The 23,302-nt window shown below is 72.9% G+C and carries 17 protein-coding genes and 1 tRNA gene; 5 read left to right on the top strand and 13 right to left on the bottom strand.

The window, feature by feature from the left end:
• Positions 1-114 precede the first annotated feature (114 nt).
• Positions 115-1,359, bottom strand: coding sequence for a phosphotransferase enzyme family protein (locus IEY20_RS12855; protein ID WP_175328459.1), 1,245 nt, complete (start codon positions 1,357-1,359; stop codon positions 115-117).
• Positions 1,360-1,439: 80 nt separating this feature from the next.
• Here IEY20_RS12855 and IEY20_RS12860 point away from each other — a divergent pair, with 80 nt between their 5' ends.
• Positions 1,440-2,471 (top strand): FUSC family protein, encoded by a 1,032-nt coding sequence (locus IEY20_RS12860; RefSeq protein WP_175328460.1) that lies wholly within the window; start codon positions 1,440-1,442, stop codon positions 2,469-2,471.
• A 229-nt stretch (positions 2,472-2,700) separates the two neighbouring features.
• On the opposite strand, the gene IEY20_RS12865 is transcribed toward IEY20_RS12860, so the two are convergent.
• Positions 2,701-3,030 carry a hypothetical protein gene (locus IEY20_RS12865; RefSeq protein ID WP_022904146.1) on the bottom strand — a complete coding sequence of 110 codons (330 nt, stop codon included), beginning with the start codon at positions 3,028-3,030 and terminating at the stop codon, positions 2,701-2,703.
• A 205-nt stretch (positions 3,031-3,235) separates the two neighbouring features.
• On the opposite strand from IEY20_RS12865, the gene IEY20_RS12870 reads away from it, so the two are divergent.
• Both IEY20_RS12870 and IEY20_RS12875 read left to right on the top strand, forming a co-directional pair.
• On the top strand, positions 3,236-3,913 hold the full coding sequence (locus IEY20_RS12870; RefSeq protein ID WP_022904147.1) for a response regulator transcription factor: 678 nt from the start codon (positions 3,236-3,238) through the stop codon (positions 3,911-3,913).
• Positions 3,910-5,445 carry a sensor histidine kinase gene (locus tag IEY20_RS12875; RefSeq protein WP_175327352.1) on the top strand — a complete coding sequence of 512 codons (1,536 nt, stop codon included), beginning with the start codon at positions 3,910-3,912 and terminating at the stop codon, positions 5,443-5,445. Before IEY20_RS12870 ends, IEY20_RS12875 begins: the two co-directional genes overlap by 4 nt.
• Positions 5,446-5,550: 105 nt before the next feature.
• Here IEY20_RS12875 and IEY20_RS12880 read toward each other — a convergent pair whose 3' ends face one another.
• The 5 genes from IEY20_RS12880 to IEY20_RS12900 all read right to left on the bottom strand — a co-directional run bounded on the left by IEY20_RS12880 (position 5,551) and on the right by IEY20_RS12900 (position 14,027).
• Positions 5,551-8,979 carry an error-prone DNA polymerase gene (locus IEY20_RS12880; RefSeq protein WP_175327353.1) on the bottom strand — a complete coding sequence of 1,143 codons (3,429 nt, stop codon included), beginning with the start codon at positions 8,977-8,979 and terminating at the stop codon, positions 5,551-5,553.
• Positions 8,980-8,989: 10 nt separating this feature from the next.
• Positions 8,990-10,585: a DNA polymerase Y family protein gene (locus tag IEY20_RS12885; protein WP_229728044.1), complete on the bottom strand. Its 1,596-nt coding sequence runs from the start codon at positions 10,583-10,585 to the stop codon at positions 8,990-8,992.
• Between the two features lie 107 nt (positions 10,586-10,692).
• Entirely contained in the window at positions 10,693-11,502 is an 810-nt protein-coding gene (gene imuA' / locus IEY20_RS12890) for a DnaE2-dependent mutagenesis accessory factor ImuA' (protein ID WP_229728045.1), read from the bottom strand.
• Positions 11,503-11,601: 99 nt separating this feature from the next.
• A complete protein-coding gene (locus tag IEY20_RS12895) occupies positions 11,602-13,110 on the bottom strand; it encodes an anthranilate synthase component I family protein (protein WP_175327354.1) in 1,509 nt (502 codons plus the stop codon).
• Positions 13,089-14,027: an aldose 1-epimerase family protein gene (locus IEY20_RS12900; protein ID WP_188889192.1), complete on the bottom strand. Its 939-nt coding sequence runs from the start codon at positions 14,025-14,027 to the stop codon at positions 13,089-13,091. The genes IEY20_RS12895 and IEY20_RS12900 overlap by 22 nt, the downstream gene beginning before the upstream one ends.
• Positions 14,028-14,196: 169 nt before the next feature.
• Here IEY20_RS12900 and IEY20_RS12905 point away from each other — a divergent pair, with 169 nt between their 5' ends.
• Together IEY20_RS12905 and IEY20_RS12910 are read left to right on the top strand one after the other, a co-directional pair.
• Positions 14,197-17,787 carry an SdrD B-like domain-containing protein gene (locus tag IEY20_RS12905; RefSeq protein ID WP_188889194.1) on the top strand — a complete coding sequence of 1,197 codons (3,591 nt, stop codon included), beginning with the start codon at positions 14,197-14,199 and terminating at the stop codon, positions 17,785-17,787.
• A gap of 146 nt (positions 17,788-17,933) precedes the next feature.
• Positions 17,934-18,593, top strand: coding sequence for a GntR family transcriptional regulator (locus IEY20_RS12910; protein ID WP_022904178.1), 660 nt, complete (start codon positions 17,934-17,936; stop codon positions 18,591-18,593).
• 104 nt (positions 18,594-18,697) lie between these two features.
• Here the strand turns inward: IEY20_RS12910 and IEY20_RS12915 are convergent.
• From IEY20_RS12915 to IEY20_RS12940, 6 genes are all read right to left on the bottom strand, one after another.
• Positions 18,698-18,770, bottom strand: a tRNA-Ala gene (locus tag IEY20_RS12915).
• Positions 18,771-18,893: 123 nt separating this feature from the next.
• Positions 18,894-19,265, bottom strand: a complete 372-nt coding sequence (gene rsfS / locus IEY20_RS12920) for a ribosome silencing factor (RefSeq protein WP_175327357.1) — start codon at positions 19,263-19,265, stop codon at positions 18,894-18,896.
• Between the two features lie 122 nt (positions 19,266-19,387).
• The gene (locus tag IEY20_RS12925; protein ID WP_188889196.1) at positions 19,388-20,725 is read right to left on the bottom strand and encodes a hypothetical protein; all 1,338 of its coding nucleotides are present in this window, start codon (positions 20,723-20,725) and stop codon (positions 19,388-19,390) included.
• Between the two features lie 194 nt (positions 20,726-20,919).
• On the bottom strand, positions 20,920-21,519 hold the full coding sequence (nadD, locus tag IEY20_RS12930) for a nicotinate-nucleotide adenylyltransferase (protein ID WP_022904181.1): 600 nt from the start codon (positions 21,517-21,519) through the stop codon (positions 20,920-20,922).
• An 11-nt stretch (positions 21,520-21,530) separates the two neighbouring features.
• A complete protein-coding gene (locus IEY20_RS12935) occupies positions 21,531-21,737 on the bottom strand; it encodes a hypothetical protein (protein ID WP_022904182.1) in 207 nt (68 codons plus the stop codon).
• A 36-nt stretch (positions 21,738-21,773) separates the two neighbouring features.
• Positions 21,774-23,039, bottom strand: coding sequence for a glutamate-5-semialdehyde dehydrogenase (locus tag IEY20_RS12940; RefSeq protein ID WP_175327359.1), 1,266 nt, complete (start codon positions 23,037-23,039; stop codon positions 21,774-21,776).
• Positions 23,040-23,302: the final 263 nt, after the last annotated feature.

The following is a 23,302-nucleotide window of genomic DNA, read 5'->3' on the forward strand; positions in this document are numbered from 1 at the left end:
GTTTACTCCCCGACCACCGACGGAGGCGAGTCAGCGCCGCCCGCGCGCGTCGTGCCTCCAGTCCGGACCGTCACGACCCGGCCTGGAGGCACGGTGCACGTCGGTCGGTCGGCGTCAGACCCGCGGTGCGGAGCGCGGTCGGACCGCGCCGTCGGCCGGCGCGACCGGCGTCGCCTCGGCGAGCGCGACGCGCGTCGCCGCGAGGAGCTGCTCGGCGGTCGCGATGCCGGTCCCGGAGCCGGTGGTCGCCTGACCGCCCGCGTGCGCGAGCAACTGCGCGCCGATCGCGGGGCCGATCCGGTCGGCCCTGCCCGGGTTCCGCGCCACCCAGTCGCGGGCGATCGCGTCGGCGAGCCGTTCCGCGGCCGCGCCGCGCTCCGCGTCGCCACGGGACCGGTGCCAGAGTCCGGTGACGACGAGGTGGGCGACCACGGCGCCGACGTCACGGACCGGGTACCCCCAGCCGGCGGTGTCGATGTCGAGCAGCCCCGAGATCCGCCACGGCTCGTCCTCGTCGACGAAGACCTGCTCGAGGTGCAGGTCCCCGTGCACGACCTGCTTCGTCGCACTCGCCCACCCGATCGACCGTCGGCCGATCGCGTCGTAGAGTCGGTCGATCTCCTCCGCGTCCTGCGGCAGCGCTGCGACGAGGGTCCGACGGTGCCAGTCGGCGTGGTCCATGGCGTCCGCCCGGGCCTGCTGGGTCATCGGCACCGTGGCGATCCGGCCGGACAGGGCGGCCAGGGACGCGACGAAGCGCGGGTCGTCGGCGATGTCGAGGATGCGGCTGCCCGCGGGCACGCCGCGGATGCGTTCGAGGACGAGGAGGCCGTCGCCGCGGCTGGACAGCACCCGTGGGACGGGCAGCCCGGCCGCGACGAACTGTTCGTGCGACCGGACGATCGGCGCGACCCGGTGCGGCCGGACGATCTTGAGGAACACCGTGCCCTCGGGCGCGTCCACCCGGACGACGGCCCGCTTGCCCGGACGGTAGGCGGCGACCGTCAGCGTCGGGTCCGTGACCGGCATGCCGAGTGTCGTCAGGAGCTCGGCGACGGCGTCCCGGTACGTCACCTGCGGCAGGACCGGCAGCCCGGGGTCGTTCGGGTAGGCCCAGACCGAGACCGGCTCCCCCGTGGACGGGTCCGTGACGATCGCGCTGTTCTGGTCGTGCGCACCGCCGGTGTCGACGTACGTGAGCACCGTCGCCCGCTGGCCGCTCCGGTCGACCGTGTCGACCTCGTACCCGTAGAGGTAGCCGTTGCCGGACGGCTCGACGGAGTGGGCGCGCGCGGCCACGACGGAGGTCCCGGAGCCGGCGAAGGCCTGCGGGATGACGCGTTCGTGGTTGGGCCACACGGGATCAGTCAACCGTGTCCCCGCGGATTCGTCGCGTTCGTGCACGGCTCGGCGTGCGGCTCGTGGCTACCGTGGGCGTCGTGAACCCGGTCGCGAGGCTCCGCAGCTCCAGCCGCACCCCCTTCCTGCAGGTCGTGAAGACCGCGGTCGCGGTGGTGGCCGCCGTGCTGCTCTGCCGGCTGCTCATCCAGGGCCCGTTCCCGACGTTCGCCGCCATCGCCGCGCTCCTCGTCGTCCAGCCGAGCATCAACCAGTCGTTCGTGAAGGGCCTCGAGCGGAGCGCCGGCGTCGTCATCGGGGTCGTCCTCGCCACCGCCGTGCACCTGCTGCTCGGCGACAGCGTGTGGGTGGTGCTCCTCGTCGTGGTGCTGGCCATCCTCATCGCCTGGGCGCTCCGCCTGACACCGACGTCCGCGACCCAGGTCGGCATCAGCGGCATGCTCGTGCTCACCGCCGGGGTCGTGACGCCCAACTACTCGGCCGACCGCATCCTCGAGACCGTCGTCGGGGCCGTCGTCGCCCTCGCGGTGAACGCGGCCCTCGTGCCGCCGGTGCTGCTCGAGCCGGCGCACCTCGCCGTCGCCCGACTGGCTCGGGACACCGCCGTCGCGTTCGAGCGAATCGCGGTCGGACTGACCGAGGGCTGGGACCACGACCAGTGGCACGGCGCCCTGCTGCAGGCGCGAGCCCTACGGTCGCAACACCTGCGTGCCGAGGCGTCGATCACCGCCGCGCAGGAGTCCCTCACGATGAACCCGCGGCGGAGTCGGCACCGGGACGTCCTCGACCGGGACGCCGCGGTCGCCGAGCACCTGCGGGTCCTCGTGACCCGTGTCACCGGCATGACCCGGGCGATCCGGGACAACACCGGCCCCGACCTGCGGGCGGACCCGGTCGTCGGGCGGATCGCCACCGAGGTCGCTCGGATCGGGGCGGACGTCCGGGCGTTGAGCCAGCGCGTCGAGGCGAGCGAGATGCCGGTGGTGGAGGAGCCCGCGCTGACGGCCCCGCTCGAGGTGCTCCGGCCGAACTCGCAGCACTGGATCCTCATCGGGGCGTTGCTCGAGGACATCCGGCGTGTGCGCGAAGAGCTGCTCGGCGAGGACGACTGAGCGCGCGCTGCTGCGGCTGCGGCTGCGCCGCGCCGCCGCGCCGCGCGCCGCGCGCCGCGCGCCGCGCCATCGCGCCGTCGCGCGCCCGAGTCTCGCGCGCAGCGACGTTGCTCGGGCCCTGGCGCGCGGGATCTGTCGCGCACCCCGAGTCTCGGCTCCGCGAACACCGTGCGGGCCCCGGACCGCGAGGGATGTGCGTCCTGCCGGCACTCGGGCGCGCCCGACCCCGTCAGCGTCGTGCGACGGCGGCCTCGGCGGCCGTGTGCACGATGTCGTCCCAGAGCTCGGTCGACGGCACGACCGTCCCGGCCTGACGGACCTCGGCCCGGACAACCTCGGCCTCCGCGAACCGACTGATCTCCGCGACCGCCGCCTCGGAGCCGGCCTCGAGCGCGGCACGACTGGCCACGTCCGGCACGGCTGCGCGCAGCTCGGCGACGACCCGACCGCGCGCATCGTCCGCGAGGCCGCCGAGCGTGCAGATGCTCTTCCACGCGGCGTCGAGTTCGACTCGCAGTCGGACGATCGCCGGGTGGTCCGACATCTCGGTCATGGTCATGGTGGTGCCCCCAGTGCGGACCCTGCGTCGGGCACGCCAGGTCCGGTCGCAGCCTACCAAGGACCAGAGCACTGCTCACGTCCCTCGAACGCGGGACAGACCGTTCTACTCGGGCACCGTGCTGTGACGAGATTCAGCCCGATCGGCCCGGGGAGCGCCCGCGCGTACAGGTTCGGTGCCACGATGGACCTCGAGGAGGTCCACTATGCGGTTGTTGGTGGTCGAGGACGACGACGAGATGCGCGCCCTCATGGAACGTGGTCTCGCTGCCGAGGGGTACCGCGTGACCGCGGTCGAGAACGGTGTCGAGGCGCTCATCGCGCTCGGGGAGCAGTCGTTCGACCTGGCGGTCGTCGACGTCATGATGCCGGGCATGTCCGGCTTCGAACTCGCCCGACGCATCCGCGAACGCGAGGACCCCGTGCGGATCCTCCTCGTGACCGCGCGTGACGCCGTCGACGATCGCGTGTTCGGTCTCGACGCGGGCGCGGACGACTACCTCACGAAGCCCTTCGCCTTCGCCGAACTCACCGCGCGACTCCGCGCGCTGGGACGTCGGGAGAGCGCCGGCGCACCGCGGACCATCGAGGTCGGCGACGTCGCCATCGACTCCGAGGCCCGCCGGGTCGCGATCAAGGGCCAGCGCGTGGCGATGAGCCCGACCGAGTTCGCGCTGCTGCGGCTGCTCGCCCGGTCCGTCGGCACCGTCGTGGACCGTCCGAAGATCCTCGAGGAGGTCTGGGACGGTTCGCAGCACGTCGACCCGAACGTGGTGGAGCAGTACATCTCGTACCTCCGGAAGAAGCTGACCGCGCACGAGGCCACCGTGGCGATCTCGACGGTCCGCGGTCGCGGCTACCGTCTCGACCTCGTCGGGGCGTGAGCACCACCACCCCGGACGGACGGTCGGACGACCCGACCGGACACCGGGGCCTCGCGCGCCCGCTGCGGCTGCTCTCGCTCCGCGCGCGGATCACGATCGGCTCGACCGCGATCGCGGCGGTCGTCATCGTCCTGCTGGTGCTCGTGATGCGCTTCCAGGTCGTCAGCGTCGTCGCGAACGCGACACACACCCTGCTGGACGCCGACGCCGACCCGTACGTGGCGACGCTCGAGATCGACAGCGACCCGGACCTCTCCCAGCCCGGCAACGCACAGCTCGTCGCGGTGGTGTCGCCCTCCGGGGACATCGTGCTGTCGACGATGCCCGGGCGGCTCGAGCGGGCGCTCGGCAGCCTCACCGAGGAGCAGGCCGGCACCCGGGTCATCGACGTCGCGAACTCGCAGTACCGGATCGTCGTGGAGCACCCGATCAACCGCGCGGGACGCTGGACGGTCGTCGCGGCCCGGAACTCGCAGGCGGAGGCGCTCGTCGTCGACGACCTCACCACGACCCTGTCGCTCACGGGTCTCGCGATCCTGATCGCCTTCGGGGTGGCGTCGTGGGTGCTCGCCACGACCGCGCTCCGTCCGGTGAACCGGATGCGCCGCGAGGCCGAACGGCTGTCCGTCGCACCCGAACGTGCGGAGCTGCCCGTCGGCCCGGCCCAGGACGAGCTGGCCTCGCTCGCCACGACCCTCAACGCGTTCCTCGCCCGCACCCGCCAGGCCACCGAACGGGAACGCCAGATGGTCAGCGATGCGAGCCACGAGCTCCGGACACCGCTCGCGATCCTGACGACCCAGCTCGACCTCGCCTCACTGGACGGCGACGACGCCGTGGCGCTGGCGGCGCACATCGAGCGGGCGAAGCACAGCGTCGCCCGGTTGTCCCGTCTCGCCAACGACCTGCTCGCACTCTCGCGCATCGAGGAGTCGGAGCGCCGCGAGCAGGACGGCGCCGAGCAGCCGACGACCGGGTGGTCGGACCTCGGTGACGAGGTCATGGCCGCCGTGGACCGCGTCCGGCTGATCGCCTCGGCGAAGGACATCACCGTCGACTTCGACCTGGAGGCCCCGGTCGCCGTGGGGGGTTCGGGTCCGGGGATCGGCGGCGGGACCGTCGAGCCGCGGTACCGGCTCGACACCGGCGGGATGGCACAGCTCGTGACGAACATCGCCGGCAACGCCGTGGCGGCGCTCCCCCGCGGCGGTGGGATCTTCGTGTCGTGGCGGAGCGCCGAGGGCGAGGGCGTCCTGCAGATCACCGACGACGGTCCGGGCGTTCCGGAGTCGTTCATCCCGGTGGCGTTCGACCGCTTCACGCGACCGGACGAGGCGCGGAAGTCGCGCCCGAACCCGGACCCGGCCACCGGGGCGATCGCGATGCCCGGGGGTTCGGGGCTGGGACTCGCCATCGTGCGCGCGATCGCGGAACGGGCCGGAGGCACGGCCTCGCTCCGCAACGTCCGGTCCGGCGGGCTCGAGGTCACGGTCCGGATCCCCACGGCCGACGGGTGCCACTCGGCCCAGTAGCGGAGTCTGCGCCGCTCGCCCCACGAGCTGGTGCTGCGCTCATCACCCCAGGAGCGCGGTCTGCGACCGTCCCAGGGCGCCGGCGCGCGGTCGTGACGCCGCCGGTCACTGGAAGTCCCGCGACCTCGTCCGGACCGCCAGGGGCAGGTGCTCCATCCGGTCCGCCACCACGTTGACCACGCCCTCGGCCGACCGCTCGAGGATGCCCCGCACGATCACCGCCGGCGACTCCCGGGCCGTGCGCCGGTACCGCCCCCACACCCCGACACTGCAGATCACGTTGACGAGCCCCGTCTCGTCCTCGACGTTCATGAACGTGATGCCCGAGGCCGTCGCCGGGCGCTGCCGGTGGGTGACGATCCCGCCGACCTCGATCCGTCGCCCGTTCTCCGCCGTCATCGTGTCCGCGACGCTGAGCACCCCCCGTCGCTCCAGCACCGGCCGGACGTGCCGGACGGGGTGGTCATCGGTCGTCATCCCCGTCGACCACATGTCCGCGATGAGGACGTCCCCGCTCGTCATCTGCCCGAACAGCGGCGGCTGCACGACCACCTGGGTGCCGGGCAACTGGTCGGGACGCTCCCCCGCGGCCCGGCCCGCCGACCAGATGCCGCTCCGGCGGTCCTCGCCGAGGGAGGCGAAGGCGTCCGCTGCGGCGAGCGCCTCGAGCTGCGCCGTCGTCAGACCGACCCGACGGGCGAGGTCGGACATGTCCGTGAACGGCCCGTTCGCCCGCCGTTCGGCGACGATGCGCTCGGCGCTGCGGCGGCCGAGGGAGGTCACCTCGGCCAGCCCGAGTCGTACGGCGAAGGCACCGTCACGACGGTGGCCGGCGGTGTCGTCCGGGGCCGAGCGGTCGAACGGCGGCACCGCGGGCTGCTCGTCGGCCAGGCAGCCGTCGTCACCCGTGGTCACCGGACCGTCGGCCCCGTCGGTGTCGTCGAGCGGCTCCATCGAGGCGTCGACCTCCGACCGCAGGATGTCCGGCCGGAGCACCCGCACACCGTGCCGCCGGGCGTCCGCCACCAGGGTCTGCGGGGAGTAGAAGCCCATCGGTTGGGCGCGGAGCAGCGCCGCGAGGAACACCCCGGGGTAGTGCAGCCGCATCCAGGCGCTGGCGTAGACGATGAGGGCGAAGCTGATCGAGTGGCTCTCGGCGAAGCCGAAGTTCGCGAAGGCCTGGATCTTGGCGTAGATGGCGTCGGCGTCGGCTCCGTGGATGTCGTTCCGCGCCATGCCCTCGTAGAGCTTCTCGCGCAGCCGTTCGATCTTCTCGTGCCCGCGTTTCGACCCCATCGCCCGTCGGAGCAGGTCGGCGTCGTCGCCGGTGCACCCGCCGACGACCACCGCCATCTGCATGAGCTGCTCCTGGAACAGCGGGACGCCCTTGGTGCGCGCGAGCACGGGTTCGAGCAGCGGGTGCGGGTAGGTGATCTGCTCGGCGCCGGTCCGGCGTCGGATGTACGGGTGCGCGGCCCCGCCCTGGATCGGCCCCGGACGCACGAGCGCGACCGCGATGACGAGGTCGTAGAACTCGCGGGGCAGCAGCCGCGGCAGCGACCCCATCTGCGCGCGGGACTCGACCTGGAACACCCCGATCGTGTCGGCCCGGCAGAGCTGGTCGTAGACGCCGGGTTCCTCCTTCGGGATGGTGTGCATGTCCCACCGCTCCCCGCAGTGCTCCGCGGCGAGGTCGAACGCGTACTGCAGCGCCGCGAGCATGCCGAGGCCGAGCATGTCGAACTTGACGAGCCCCATGTAGGCGCAGTCGTCCTTGTCCCACTGGAGCACGGTGCGGCCGTCCATCCGGGCGTGCTCGATCGGCACGACCTCGCCGACCGGCCGGTCCGTGAGCACCATGCCGCCCGAGTGGATGCCGAGGTGCCGGGGGAACCCGAGCACCTGCTGCGCCATGTCGACCACGGGGGCGGGGATGTCGTGGTCCTGGCTCTCGGTCACCGATCCCCACCGTTCCACCTGCTTCGACCAGGCGTCCTGCTGCCCGGGGCTGTGCCCGAACGCCTTCGCGATGTCCCGCACGGCGCCCTTCGGCCGGTAGGTGATGACGTTCGCGACCTGGGCTGCGTTGAACCGACCGTACTTCTCGTAGACGTACTGGATGACCTCTTCGCGGCGGTCCGAGTCGAAGTCGACGTCGATGTCGGGCTCCTCGTCGCGCAGTGCCGACAGGAACCGCTCGAACGGCAGCCCGTACCGGATCGAGTCGACGGCGGTGATCTCGAGCAGGTAGCAGACCGCGGAGTTCGCGGCCGAACCACGGCCCTGGCAGAGGATCCCCCGCTGCCGGGCGAACTGCACCATGTCACGCACGATGAGGAAGTACCCGGGGAAGTCCTTGTCCTCGATGACGGCGAGTTCGCGCTCGATGCGCGTCCGCTTCGCCGGGTCGACCCCGTCGTCGCTGCCCGGGTAGAACCGGCGCGCACCCTCCCAGGTGAGCTCGCGGAGCCACGACATCGTGGTGTGCCCGTCGGGGACGTCGACCTTCGGCAGACCGGGACGTGCCGTCTTCAGCGAGAACCCGAGCTCGTCGGCGAGGGTCACGCTGTGCTCGACGGCGCCGGGCCACCGGGCGAACCGTCTGGCCATCTCGGCGCCCGACCGCAGGTACGCCGTGTCGGCGGCCGGCAGCCAGCCGTCGATCTCGTCGAGGCTCCGGCGCGCCCGCACCGCCGCGAGCGCCGAGGCGACGGGGAAGCGGTCCGGGGTGGCGTAGTGCACGTTCCCCGTCGCCACCACCGGCAGCGCGTGCCGTGCAGCGAGCGTCGCGAGGACGTCGTTCCGGGCGCTGTCCGTCGGATCGCCCTGGTCGATGAGCTCCACGACCACGTTGTCGGTGCCGAACCGGTCGAGCAGGACCCGCAGGGCGGTCTCGGCCTCGGACTCGCCCCCGCGCTCGAGCGCCTGCCGGACGGCACCCTTGCGGCACCCGGTCAGCACCCGCCAGCGGCCGCCGGCACGGTCGGCGAGGTCGTCGAGGTCGTACCGCGGCCGCCCCTTCTCGGCGCCGTCGGCGAGGTGGGCGCTCGTGACCGCGCCGGCCAACCGGTGGTAGCCGTCCTGGCCGTCCGCGAGGAGCAGCAGGTGGGTGCCCTCGGGGTCGGGGACGCCGTTCTGCGGCTCGGTGAGACCGAGTGACAGCTCGGTGCCGTAGACGGTCGTGAGGCCCGGGTACGCTTCGGCGGCCTCGGCCATCCTGGCGACACCGTAGAAGCCGTCGTGGTCGGTCAGCGCGAGCCCGTGCAACCGGAGTCGGGCTGCCTCCTCGAAGAGTTGCTCGGGCGAGCTCGCACCGTCGAGGAAGCTGAAGGTCGAGTGCGCGTGCAGCTCGGCGTACGGCACGACCGGGCCCGAGTCGTCCGTGCGGAGGGCCGGTGGCACGTACTTCTCGCGCTTCCGCGACCACGCGGGGCTGTCGCCGCCGTCGCCGTCGTGCGTGCTGCCCGGACTGCGACGGTCGGACAGCGCGCGTTCGAACTGCGACCACGGGATCGGGGGGTTGCTGTAGCCCATCAGGTGCTCCTCACGTCGCCACGGCCTCGGCCCACCACCGGTGGTCGGCCAGCACGAGGTACCAGGCCCGTCCCCCGTCGTCGACGAGCTGGAGCCGGTGCAGGCGTCGGCCGCCGGACTCCCACCAACGGACGACGAGCGGCCACGGACCCGCCCACGCGGTCACCGCTCCGAACCGACCGCCGCGCTCGCCCTCGGCCCGGAACCGCTCGGGTTCGCCGGTGAGCACACCACGGGCGTCGACGTCGACGACGACCCCGGCGGCGGTCTCGACGTCGACCGGTCGCGGCCGCTCGAGCACGGTGGCGGGCGGTGGGCCGGGCAGCTTGCCGGGCCACGGGCGGTCGCGGACGGTGGCCAGTGCCCGCTCGCCACCGGCGGGGGCGTCACCCCACGGGACGAGCACGACACGCTCGGCCAGCGTGCGACCACCACCGATCCGCGGGGTCACGACGCCGTCGTGCCCGACGAGCCCCTGCACCCGTGCGAGGCCGTGGTGGACCCGTTCGTCCGGCCCGGACCCCCAGAGCCCGCGCTCGTGGTTGGCGGTGTCGTCCACCGCGACGGGTTCGAGCACGACCTGGACGACCGGCGCTTCGAGCCCCGTGGGGTCGACCCCGCCCGCGAGCTGCCACCGGACACGGTCGACGACGTCGCCGGCGTCGAACCACCGCGGGTGCACCCACACCCGTTCGAGCAGGATGTCGCGTTCGTCGACGATGCCCACCCGGATGCTCGTGGCCACGAGCCCGGCCACGCGGAGCCGCTCCGCGAAGTCGTCCGCCGAGCGCCGGAACGCGAAGGCGACCTGGTCGGCGCGGTCGAGCGGCGGCTCGAACGACGCTTCGACCCGGAGCTCCGGCGGGACCTCGCGCGCAGCGATCTCGCGTGGGTCGCGGCCGCCGGCGAGCCGGTGCAGGAAGGCCCCCGCCTGTCCGAACCGGTCGCGGACCTGGTCGTCCCCGAGCGCGGCGAACCCCCCGAGGGTCGTGATGCCGAGCCGCCCGAGCAGCATCGCGAGGTCGGCGTCCCCGAGCACCCCGAGCGGGAGGTCGGCGAGGAACGGCGCCGATCCGCCGACGGGGACGATCCGCGCTCGCTCCCCCGGGCGCACCGGTCGTGCCCGGGCGGCTTGCTCGGCGGCGAACGGGGTGTCCGCGACGCCGACCCGGACACCGGGGGCGCCGTGGTCGGCGGCGATGCCCGCGAGTGTGGCGGCCGCGGCCCGTTCGCCGCCGTAGTAGCGCGCCGGACCGCGTGACCGCAGTGCGAGCGTGCCGGGACGGAGGACCTCGACCCCGGGCACCGCCGCCTCGACCGCACGGATGACGGGTTCGAAGGCGCGGTGGTCGAGGGCTTCGTCGTAGGGCTGCACGACGAGTCCGGGGCACCGGGCCTGGGCCTCGCGCAGCCGGAGCCCCCGGGCGACCCCGTGCTGACGGGCGCTCGCGGAGCAGGCGAAGACCTGCCCCTTGACGACGACGGCGAACGGTTGCTCCGGGGGTTCCCCGGCCGCCCGGGCGGCGGCGACCACCGGCCAGTCCGGGCACCAGAGGACGATCGAGCGTGTCGGCGGCGCCTCGGCCACCGCACCGCTGCGCAGCACCGGGGCGCTCCCACCGCGCAGCGCCGCCCCCGCGACGGGTGCTCCGCCGCGGGCAGCCCCGACCCGAGGAGCCGCACCGCGGGACGCGCCGGCCCGACCGCGCGGGCTCACGACGCCACCGCCACCGGTCGGAACACCGGACGCGACGCCGTCGCCGGCTCCACGGGACGGACCGCGCCGTCGGCCGCGGGCAGCAGGAGTTCGGCGCTCACCGGCCGGACCGCTCCGGCACGACCGGTCGCCGTGACCGTCGCCCGGCGTTCGGCGAGGTAGCCGTGCCCGTGGCCGATGCCGCCCCACTCGGAGGCGGTGACCTGCAGCGAGACGTCGGCCCCGGGCCAGGACCCGAGCGCGACGAGGGCTCCCCCGCGCTGCCGGAGCCGGGCGGAGAGTCGCGACACGTCCCCGGGCACCACGCGCCCCAGCGGTCGCGTCAGCACGATCTGCGCGACGTCGACGAGGGCGGCCGTCACCGTCAGCCACTGGTCGCCCGGGTCCGGTACGAGCACCAGGCGCTCGAGGTCGATCCCCGCGGCGGCGGCGGCTTCGACCCCGAAGGACGGCACCCCGACCACGGCGCACCACGCACCCTCGGCCGAGGCGGCCTGCAGCATGGTCATCGCCAGCAGCACCGAGTCCTGCACGGCGTAGGTGCCCCCGACCCGGATCGCCCCACCGGGGAGCAGGGGCGCGACCGCCGGTGCCGTGGGCAGCCCCACCACGGTGTCGACCCGGGTGGACTCCATCTCGGCGACGCGGGACCGCAGGCTCGTGATCCGTTCGAGTGCCGCACGGGCGTCCCCGAGGTGGTCGACGCGACGGACCGGGCGCACGGCCCCGCCCGCCCGGGGAGACTCCGCAGGAGCCCCGGGCGACGCGAGTGCCGCTGCCGACTGCATGCCCTCATATTCGAACATGTGTTCGATGATGTCAATCGGGTCCGACATCCTGTGGACAGTCTGCTCGAACGTGCGTTCGACACGCCGGGTCCGGTCGAGGACGTCAGCCGGACCAGCTCACCAGCGAGCGACCGCGCCCACGCCTCCGAGCACCGACCGGGTCTTCGTCTCGACCTCGTCCGCCTCGTCCGCGGGGACCAACGACCACGTCACGGCCCCGCCAGCGCCGAGCGTCCGCGACACCACACGCCCGTCCTCGTCGAGCACCGTCACCAGTGTGCGGATGACCACCGACAGGTCGACAGCACCGCTCGCCGAGAAGTACCCGACCGCCCCCGAGTAGACCCCGCGCGGCGCCGCCTCGAGCCGGTCCGCGATCGCCGTGGCGCTGCTCTTCGGCGCTCCCGTCATCGACCCGGGTGGGAAGGCCGCACGGACCGTCGCGGCACGCGAGGCGCCGACCGGCAGCACCGCGGAGACCGTCGAGACGAGCTGGTGCACGCTCGCGTAGGTCTCCACCGCGCACAGCCGGTCGACGTGCACGGACCCCGGCACCGCGGTGCGCAGCAGGTCGTTCCGCAGCAGGTCGACGATCATCACGTTCTCGGCGCGGTCCTTCGCGCTCGTGGTGAGGTCCGCCCGCGCCGCCGCGTCCGCCTCCGGGTCCGCGACGCGCCGACGGGTGCCCTTGATCGGTTCCGCGGTGACCACGCCGTCCGCCGTGATCCGCAGGAACCGCTCCGGCGAACGGCTGGCCACGCGGAGCGCACCGAGGCGGAGGTAGGCCCCGAACGGGACCGGGTCCGCGGCGCGCAACCGGAGGTACTCGGCGAGGTGGGCGTCCGTGCCGGGGGCGACCCCTGCCTCCAGGCCGGGTACCGCGAAGGCGGTGGTGAGGCAGACCTGGAAGGCGTTGCCCTCGCGGATCTCGCCGCGACACGCCTCGACTGCAGCCTCGTAGGCGGCGCGCGAGACGCGTCCTGCCGCGGCGACGGCCGGGAGGCCCGGGGGCGCCTCCGCCACGTCGGCACGCGTCGGCGGGACGGTCACCTCCTCGAGCCAGGCCCGGTTGGCCGCGCTGGCCGCGGGCTCCGCGTCCACGACGAGGGCGAGCGCCCACGCGCCGCCGTCCGGTCCCACCACCACCGCACGGTCGACGAACCGGAGGTCCGCGTCCGCGTGGCCGTCGGCGGTCCGGTCGGGCCCGCCCGACTCGCGTCCGAGCTCGTAGCCGAGGAATCCGACCCAGCCGAGGGCGAAGCCGCACCCCCGGACCGGTTCCGGGAGGCGGGGCGTCCGCGCGAGCAGGTCGTCGAGGACCGCGAACGCGGGAGCGTCCGAGCTCCGGTCCGACCCGAACCACGCCCGCGACGCCGCGGACACGTCGACCCGGGCCCGTCGCCGTTCGTGCCGGAGGCGGGCCGCGAAGGGACCGTCGGTGCAGGCCAGCACGGACCACGCCGCCCGGGCCCGCGCGGTGTCGGGGGTACCGTCGGGCAGCCCGGAGTCGAGCCAGACGACGTCCTCGGTGCCGTCGGCGAGTGCGGCGAGGTCCGGCGAGCCGGGGAGCCGCCGGACCTCGACGCGGGGTCGTTCGGCGTCGGTCAGACCGCTGCGATCGTCCATGCTGCGGTGTGTGCGGCACCCGGTTCGAGGACGACGAGTCCCCGGTCGGCGCCGGTGTTGAACGCGTCCGGCGCGCACGTCATCGGCTCGACGGCGAGGCCGGTGCGGTGGTACTCGGCCACGACGTGGTCGGCGGTGTGCACCTGGACCCAGCCGCACTCGGTGCCGAAGGTCACCCGGACGCCGTGGCCGTCGGCGGCGACCACGTCGATCGCCGCGGTGCCGTCCGCGTCACGGTCGAAGCCGGTGAACGCGTGGTCGACGAAGCGCGGGCCGATGACGGTGGGCGCACGCAGGTCGAACTCGTCGTGCACGGGCACCAGGGCCGTCGGGATGAGCCGGTCCGGCGTGACCTCGAGGACCTCGGCGGCGGGCAGCGTCAGCGTCCAGTCGTCGACCGTGCCGGGGCCGGCGACGAGGTACGGGTGCGGGCCGGTCCCCCAGGGCGCACGCGCGGGTCCGGTGTTCCGACCGGTGACCGCGGTGTGCAGCCCCGTACCGTCGACGCGGTACTCGACCGTGACGACGACGCGGAACGGGTACCCGGCCTGCGCGGCGATCGTCGTGGTGAGGACCGCACGATCGGACTCGTGCGCCTCGACCGCGAAGTCGGTCCAGCCGACGAGCCCGTGCAGCGCGTGCTGGCGGGTCGGCTCGGTGAGCGCGAGCTCGTGGTCGGTGCCGTCGAAGGCGTACCGGCCGTCCACCACCCGGTTCGGCCACGGCGCGAGCACCGCGCCGCGGAACACCGGCCGGACCTCGTCGGCCGCGAAGGGGACCACGAGGTCCCGGCCGTCGTGGCGCAGCGAGCGGAGCGTGGCGCCCACCGTGGCGATCTCGGCGGTGTACCCGTCGGCGGCGATCGTCAGCTGCGATCCGGACAGCGGGGCACCCTCGCCCACGTGCTCAGCACTCATGTGCTCAGCGTACCGACCCTCGGGAGGCCGCCTGTTCCGCGTCGGGAGATCGACGGCAACGAGTCCGCAACGTCACGCGTCATGTCTTCACATGAGATATGTTGCAGATCAGCTCGACGCCGCGCTGGAACGGCGCGGGCGAGCTGTTCGATCCACAGATGGAGACCCCATGCGCACACGCACGCCCTTCCGGGCTGCCCTCGCGACGACCGCGTTCGCCGCCGTCGTCGCGAGCTCGCTCGTGTCCGGTTCGACCGCACTGGCAGGGCCTGAGCCCGACCCGGCGACGGCGACCGCCACGGCGACACCGACCGCGACGGCGGCACCGACCACGACGGCGACGGCGACGGCTCGGCCGACGCCCCAGCCCACGCCCTCGCCCGTGCCCACTGCCGAGCGGTCGGAGCGGGCTGCCCCGACCCCGGCCGCGGGCACCGCGTCCGCGGTCGCCCTGGCGGTCGAGGTCGCGAAGGACGGGAACGGTTCGTTCTCGCGGACCGACGAGCCCGGCGGCGACACGAGCGACGCGAACGGCATCGTCCGCACCCTCGACGCCATCACGTACCGCGTCACCGTCAGCAGCAACGACGGGGACAGCGAGAACGAGCGCTTCACCCTCACCGCTCCGACCGGAACGTCCTGGGCGACGCTCCCCCGCGCCTGCACCGGCGTCGGCAGCGGCATCAGCGGCCAGACCCTGACCTGCAACCTGGGCAGGGTCGCCGAAGGCCGGGCCATCGCCACATCGGTCGTGCTCGACGTCTCGGGCGACCTCAGGAACGGTGACAGCATCGCCGTCGACGCAACCGCGACCGCCGACAACGCCGCCAACGGCCACGTCGAGGCCGCCTCCCCCACCACCACCGTCTCAGCCGCGGCCCGCTACAACCTCAGCAAGCGCACGCTGAACAGTGTCTTCAGCTCGGGCGTGGTCGGTCCGGACGGCACAACCGAGGGCATCCAGATCACCTACCCGATCACCGTCGACTGGCAGCCGCTCGAGCCTGGGCAGGGACTCCTCGGCTTCGAGAAGAGCGACGGCACCATGCGCTTCCGCGACGACCTCTCGCAGATCGCCGGGGACCTCCCGTCGGGCGCCGTGCTCTGGAGCCGACGAGGGGCGTGCCAGGTCCACGGCACTGCGGGTGGCAACACGTTCGCAGGTCTCCCCCGTGGGACGGGTGGCGGTGCGACCGGCGTCACCGACTCCGGTGAACTGACCTGTACGCAGGACGCGCCGGGTGGGGACGTCGACGTGACCTTCACCGGCGTCGTCACCGATCCCACGCACCTCCCGACGAAGGGCATCGACGGCGGCGCCCTCACCGCGCCGGACAGGGCGTACTTCGCCGTCGGCGTCATCAGCTTCTGGATGCCGAACCTGCCCGAGGGCGCCAGTGTCCTCTCGACCAACACCTTCACGCCGCTCGAGACCACGTCCGTCAGCGGCGCCGCCAACTTCGCGGGGAGCACCGAACCCCTCGCCGACAACTCCTCGATGCGGAACCTCGACAACATCGCGCGTGGCAGTGGGAGCAAGCAGGTCTTCCAGATCGACGCCGCTGGCGAGCAGGTGACCGGCTCGGCGAAGAAGGGCGACCCCTGGGTGGCCCCCGGCCAGGTGCTGCGCAGTCTGGTCTTCGGGAACAACACCACTGTCAGCAACCGCCGGTACACCGTCTGCGACACCTTCGACCGCAGCACCCAGACACTGACGAAGGTGGGCGGCGTCTACGCGTCCGCCTCCAACGCGAGCAACCTCTCCGTGCAGTACGCCGCGTTCGACATGACGAGTCCGATGGCCGGTCGCGACGCGACGTGCGACGACGAGGACGGCCCCTGGTACAGCACGCCCGCACAGGTGCCCGGTGGCCCCGCGGCGGTGGGAGCGGTCCGGGCCTCGGGGGACGTCCGGGGCGGGCAGAGCATCCTCCTGCAGACCCACACGCGGGTGCGAGCGGTGCCGGACGGCACCCGCGTCCACGACTTCGGCCACGTCAAGCTGGGCGCCGGGCCCTGGGTCCACGACCGCAACGACCCGACCGTCGGTGCCGGCGCCTACGCCGACAGCGTCCTCGTCACCGAGAACCTCGTGCGCGTCGGCAAGAAGATCGTCGACACGGGACACGACGCGACCGACACCCCGGACGAGACCACGATCGTGTCTGCTGGTGACACGGTGACCTACGCGCTCTACCCGTCGCTGAGCGACCGAGGCGTCAGCGACCGGAGAACGGACGTCACCGTCCAGGACGTCCTGCCCGTGAACACCTCGTACGTTCCCGGCAGCGCGTCCCGCTCGCCCGACCTGGACACCGTGGTCGCCGAGGACGGAACCACCCGTGAACGGCTGACCTGGACGGTCGAGGACGTCCACCCGAACACCACGATCGACGCGATCACCTACGACGCGCGGGTCTCGAAGCTCACGCCGAGCGGGACGCTCACGAACGGGGTCGTGGTCTCGTCACCGTCCGACAGCTCGGGTGAGGAGGAACGTTCCGCGGAGCGGTCCGTGAGGGTCGTCTCGTCCGGCGGTGTCGGTGCCGAGAAGGCTGCCGTGCACCCCGTCGTCGTGACCGGCGACGACCTCGAGTGGACCCTCGGGTACACGAACGTCGACGCCACGCCGATCGAGGCCGCCGACCTCATCGACGTGCTCCCCTACCCCGGCGATGCGCGCGGGTCGGACTTCCACGGCACCGCGGTCCTCGCCGCCCCGGTGGACGTCGATGCCGCGAACGGTGAGACCGTCCGGTACACCGCCGCCGCCCCCGGCACGGTCTCGATCGACGGCAGCCACCCGTCGAACCAGGCCGGCGGCACGACCCGCTGGTGCTCCGCGAGCGAGTTCGGCACGGACGGCTGCCCCGCGGACCTGGCCGCGGCGACCGCGTTCCGTCTCCAGCGCAGCGAGCCGATCCCCGTCGGTGCGACCGTGGAACGCGCTGTCACGCTGCACACCGACGGGCAACGGCACGGCGACCGGTACGTGAACCGCTTCGGTCTCCGCGCCTCGAACCTGCCGCTGCCCGTGCAGTCGAACGCGGCCACCATCCGCGTCGTTGCGGGCTCCGTCGGCGACACCGTCTGGCTCGATGCGAACGGCAACGGCCTGCAGGACGACGAGCGGACGCTGCCCGGCGTCCGTGCCCGGCTCACCGGCACCGACGACCGCGGACAGGATGTCGACCGGACCACGACGACCGACACCGACGGAAGGTACGTCTTCGACGAACTCCGCCCCGGGGACTACACGGTGCGGTGGATCGCTCCGGACGGCGACCACTTCACCGTGGCGCGCGTCGGAGACGATCGGGACGCGGACTCCGATGCCGACGCCGACGGGGTCTCCGACTCGGTGACGCTGCGGAAGGAGGTCGACGACGAGGACCGGTTCGACGGGGTGACCCGGACGACAGCGCTCGACGCAGGTCTCGTCGAGGACGACGCCCCGGTGGACCCCACGGATCCGGGTGATCCCGCCGGTCCGGTCACGCCGGGGACGCCGGAACCGCCGACCGACGCGTCCGGCGCACCGGAGCCGGACCCGGGCTCGACGCCAGACACCCACGCTCCCGTGCACGGGACGCCCCCGGTGGCGTCCGATGCCCGGGACCGACTCGCCTTCACCGGTACGGAGGGCGTCTCCGTCCTCGTGGCGACCGCGCTGCTGCTCCTGCTCGCGGGGTGCGCAGTGTCCACCGTCCGCCGCCGCGCTGCACGGGGCCGCGGAGGGGTACCGGGACCGCTGCGCTGATCACGCTCGGGACGGCGGCAGGTGGGACAGGAGGTCCCACCTGCCGCCGCCCCACACCGCGGAGCGCGCCGGAGCGGCCGCGGTCAGCGATGACATCTGCCCGCGCACACGGCAGACTGGTGGTACATCGTCATGAGGAGTATCTGATGCCAGTACCGCAGACCGCGCCAGCCGAGCGGACCCTGATCCGCGACCGGGTCGCCGACACGATCCGCAGTGCGATCCTCGACGGCACCCTCGAGGCCGGGGAACGACTCCACGACGACCAGCTGATCGCCTGGCTCGGCGCATCCCGCACCCCGATCCGTGAGGCACTCGCGCACCTCGCGGACGAGGGCCTGGTGGAGATGGCCGCGAACCGGTACACCCGCGTCGCGCTTCCCGACCCGGAAGAGGTCCTCGACGCGCTCCACACGCTCGGGATCCTCTTCGGCGGCATCATCCGTGTCACCGTCCCCGTCATGACCGACCGCGACGTCACGCGAACCGTCGTCCGACTCGACAGCGAGCTCGAACGTCTCCGCGAGGGCGGGACCGCCAGGGTCGTGCTCACCCTGGACGGCGCGTACAACGCATGGTTGCGCCTCTGCCCGAACCAGATCCTCGTCGACACCGTCAGCCGCGTGATCAGCGGATTGGCGTTCAAGCTCCGCGTCGACTCGGTCGGCGAGTTGATCCCGTCCGAACACCTCATCGAGCTCTACCCCGTCTTCCGCGATGCGATCATCGAGCGCGACCCCGTGGCCGCCGAGCTCGCGATCGAAGCCATCCACATGGTGGACCGGACGGCGAAGACGATCGACTGACCAACCAGGCCATGCCCCCCCCCCGAACACGAGCGCCGGGCCCGGAAACACGAAAACCCCGTTCCTCTTGCGAGGAACGGGGTTTTCGGCGGACGGTGCTTCGGTGGATCTGAGGGGACTCGAACCCCTGACCCCCTGCATGCCATGCAGGTGCGCTACCAGCTGCGCCACAGACCCGTTGGGTGTTGCTGACCCATTCGGTGTTGCTTCGTGCCTTCGGTTCCCCGGAGGCACCATAGAAGCGTACACCATGCGAACGCCCGGCAACGAAATCGCGATCGCTGCCCGGGCGCGTCGCACTCAGCCCTGCTCGACCGGCAGTTCCAGCGGGATCGTCGGGCAGTCAGCCCAGAGCCGCTCGAGTGAGTAGTACTGGCGGTCTTCCTCGTGGAAGACGTGCACGACGATGTCGCCGAAGTCGATGAGCACCCAGCGTCCCTCGGTCCGACCCTCACGGCGCAGCGGCTTCGCGCCGGCCTCGATCAGTCGTTCCTCGACCTCGTCGGCGATCGACAGGACGTTGCGCTCGTTCCGACCGGTGGCCAGGAGGAAAACGTCCGTCAGCTGGAGCGGCCCGGTCACGTCGAGAGCGACGAGGTCCTCGGCCTGCTTGGCGTCGGCCGCGGTCGCGGCGATCTGCACGAGTTCGAGTGCGCGTGAGGAGGCGGGCACGCAGGTCCTTCCGGTCGTCGCCCAGCGGGAGCCGGACTGTAGGGGTGCCGAGGTGATCGGCCCCTGCATCATAGGTCAGACGTCGGACACCGGCCAGCCGGCCCGGACGTGCTGGATCGGGCTCAGCCGAAGGGGTGGGTGGACAGCAGCGCCACGATGATGACGCCGGCCGCTGCCACGCCCACGGCCGCCGCCGACACCGCGAGCACCATCGGGGTCTTCGACTCCTTGGGCTTCGCCGCAGCGAGGACGACCTGGCGGGTGGACGTGTGGCTCGACACCGCACGGCTCGCACGGATGGGACTGGCGTCGGTCTCCGGCTGCTCGTCGTGCTGCTCCAGGAGGCGGTCGACCTCGGCCCCGTCGATCGGTCGGTGCGACCCCGTCGAGGACAGGGACGCCGGCAGATCGATGGAGCCGGTGAGGATGACCTCGCCCGTGGCGTTGAGCGCGCCCGTCGGGTCCGCGAGGGCGGAGTTCGGGAGCACGATCGCGTTCGGGTTCGTCGCGGCGACGCGGCGGGTGCCGGTCTCCTCGTCGTGGACCTCGGCGTCGTTCGAGTCGTGGGCGAGGGCGGACCAGTGCCCGGTCGGCGGCTGGAACGCGGTGGTGACGGGCTTCGGCTCCACCGGACGTTGGAAGGCGGCACCGTCGCCTCCCTGGGCATCCTCGGACCCCACCGGACCGCGTTCGGTCGTCTGGACCGGGACCTCGTTCGTGTCGTCGTCGAGCGAGAGCGGGAAGACCCCGGGCGTCGACGCGGCGACGGGAGGGAGGGTCGGCGCGAGCGGCGCTCCCGGGTCGTCCCGGTCGGTACGGTCCGGCGTGTCGGTGATCGACTCGGCCGGCTCGTCCCCGACCGCTGCCGCATCGGACTCGGCGTCGTGCGGCGCCCACGTCGACCGGTGGCGACGGGGCTCCTCGGCGTGCGCGACGGCTTCGTCGAGGGGCTCGACCGCGTCCGGCGAACCGTCCGCCTCGGTGGCCTGCTGCACGAACGCCTCGTCGAGCGTCCCGGCCTCGTGGTCGTCGGACTCGGACTCGCCGGACTCCGACGTCGCGGCCTCCGGCGTCGGGTGCCCTGCATCGGACGGGACGGAGGCGGGCGCCTGCGGCACGGGAGGAACCGGCCCCGACGAGACCGGCACCGACGAGACCGGCACCGACGAGACCGGCACCGACGCTGCCGGCTCGGATACGGACCGGCCGGACGCCGACTGCGCGGAGGTCGGTCGTGCGGGCGCGGAGGTCGGCGCGAGCGGCTGGTCGTCGTCGAGGGTCGACACCGACCCGATGACGTCCTGCACGGTCCGGTCGGACGACTGGGGCGTCGGGGCCTGCAGCGGCACGGGCAGCACGGCCTGCACCTCGGCCTCGCGCAGTTGGCGCAGCTGCCGGCGGGTCAGGCCACCTGTCCCGGGCACGATCTCGGTCGCGGACGCGGGGGGCAGATCGGGCACGGCGGACTGTGCCGCGCCCGACGGGGCGGGCGCGACGTGCGAACCGGGCCGGCGACGGCCCTGCTCCGAACGGTCGGTGGACGCGGGCGCGACGACGGTGGGCGGAGGTGTCACTGGCTGGCCACCGGCGGCGGCAGCGCGCTCACGCTCACGCGCCTGGCGCCGCGACAGTGGCGGCTGCGCGTCGGACGAACTCATGCAACGCTCCGATACAGATGGTGCTTGGAGATGTACTGGACGACCCCGTCAGGGACCAGGTACCAAACGGGGGAACCGCGTCGGACCCGGTCGCGGCAGTCGGTCGACGAGATCGCCAGCGCCGGGACCTCGAGCAGGCTCACGTCCCGCTCCGGCAACCCGGTGATGCTCAGGGCATGCCCCGGGCGCGTCACGGCGACGAAGTGCGCCAGGTCCCACAGACCATCATGGTCTTTCCAGTCGAGGATCTGCTGAACGGCGTCTGCGCCCGAGATGAAGACCAGTTGTGCGTCCGGCCGTTGTTCGTGCAGGTCGCGCAACGTGTCGACGGTGTACGTCGGGCCCGGACGGTCGATGTCGACGCGACTCACGGTGAACATGGGGTTCGACGCCGTCGCGACGACCGTCATGAGGTACCGGTGCTCGGCGTCCGTGACGTCGGACTTCATGTACGGCTGACCGGTGGGGACGAACACCACCTCGTCCAGGTCGAAGGCGCGCGCGACCTCGGACGCGGCCACGAGGTGACCGTGGTGGATGGGGTCGAACGTGCCGCCCATCACACCGATGCGCGGGCGCCCCGAGCTCTCGAGCATGGAGTGGCGGGTCAGCGCTTCGTGTGGCCGAACTCGTCGACGCCGGTCTCGTCGTGCCGAGTGGCCTCGAACTTGTGCGAGTGACGGTACGCGACGTCGCGGAAGCTCCAGGTCACGAACCCGAGGAACGCGAAGAAGAGGGCACCGACGAGCGGGAAGACGTACGCGGGGACCCCGGAGGCGTTCTCTGCGGCTTCGGCGAGGAGGGTCATCGTCATGTGCTCCGTTCGGTCGGTGGAAAGACGCCGTTCAGTCTAGCCGCGGATCTGGCCCTGACCGCGCACGATCCACTTGGTGCTCGTGAGTTCCGGGAGCCCCATCGGGCCGCGGGCGTGCAGCTTCTGCGTGGAGATGCCGACCTCGGCACCGAAGCCGAACTCACCGCCGTCGGTGAACCGGGTGGATGCGTTGACCATCACGACCGCCGAGTCGACGCCGGCGAGGAACCGCTCCGCCGTGTCGACGTCGTTGGTGACGATGGACTCGGTGTGGTGCGTCGACCAGGTCGCGATGTGCGCCATCGCCGCGTCGACGTCGGGCACCACGCGGATCGAGAGGTCGAGGTCCATCGACTCGGTGGCCCAGTCGGCATCCGTCGCGCGGAGGACGCCGGGCACGATCGCCCGGGTGGCGTCGTCACCCCGGAGGGTCACCCCGGACGCGCGGAGGCGGTCGGCGAGGACGGGGAGCAGCCGCTCGGCCGACCGCTCGTGCACGAGGAGCGTCTCGAGCGCGTTGCACACGCTCGGGCGCTGCACCTTGCTGTTCAGCACGATGTCGACCGCGCGGTCCTCGGGCGCGGACTCGTCGAGGAAGACGTGCACGACCCCCGCGCCGGTCTCGATCACGGGCACCTGCGACTCCGTCACGACGGTCTGGATGAGCGACGCGCTGCCCCGCGGGATGAGCACGTCAACGAGGCCCCGGGCGCGCATCAGCTCGGTCGCTCCGGCGCGGCCGAACTCGTCGATCGTCTGCACGAGTTCGCGCGGGAGACCGACGGACGCGACGGCGTCCTGGATGGTCGACACGAGGACCGCGTTGGTGCGCTGCGCGGCGGAACCGCCGCGCAGCACGACCGCGTTGCCGCTCTTCAGCGCGAGGCTCGCGATGTCGACCGTCACGTTCGGCCGGGCCTCGTAGATGGCGCCGACGACGCCGAACGGCACCCGGACCTGGGTGAGCTGCAGGCCGTTCGGGAGTACGGAGCCGCGGACGTTCTGGCCGACGGGGTCGGTCAGCCCGACGACGTGCTCGACCGCAGCGGCCAGGGCGTCGATCCGGGCGGAGTCGAGCCGGAGCCGGTCGAGCAGGCCCGACGACAGCCCGCCGTCCTCGCCCGCCACGAGATCGTCGTGGTTCGCGCGGACGATGTCGTCGGTGGCGGCTCGCACCCCGGCCGCGATGGCGACGAGCGCCGCGTCCTTGACCGCGGTGGTCGCGGTCGCGAGCACCGTCGCGGCGTCGCGTGCGGCGACGAGCTTGTCGGTCAGGGTCGGAGCGGGGGCGGTCAACGACATGGCTCGATCATAGGTCCGGTCCTCGCGGGATGACACGGCGCGTCACGCGCCTGTGGACACGGCCTGGAGGCACGACACCGGTGCAGGGTTCACCGCACGTCAGGCGCGTGGCGCGACGGGCGGAGCACCGCACGGCAGGGGGGCGACACACACGAGGGGCAGCCCCGGAACGGTCACGACACGCCGCACCCGCAACACCGGGCGGTCACGAACGGTCGCACTCCGACGACGAGGACGACGCTTCGCGCCCACCCGGCAGCCAC

The organism is Curtobacterium luteum, assembly GCF_014646995.1.
Lineage (GTDB): Bacteria > Actinomycetota > Actinomycetes > Actinomycetales > Microbacteriaceae > Curtobacterium > Curtobacterium luteum.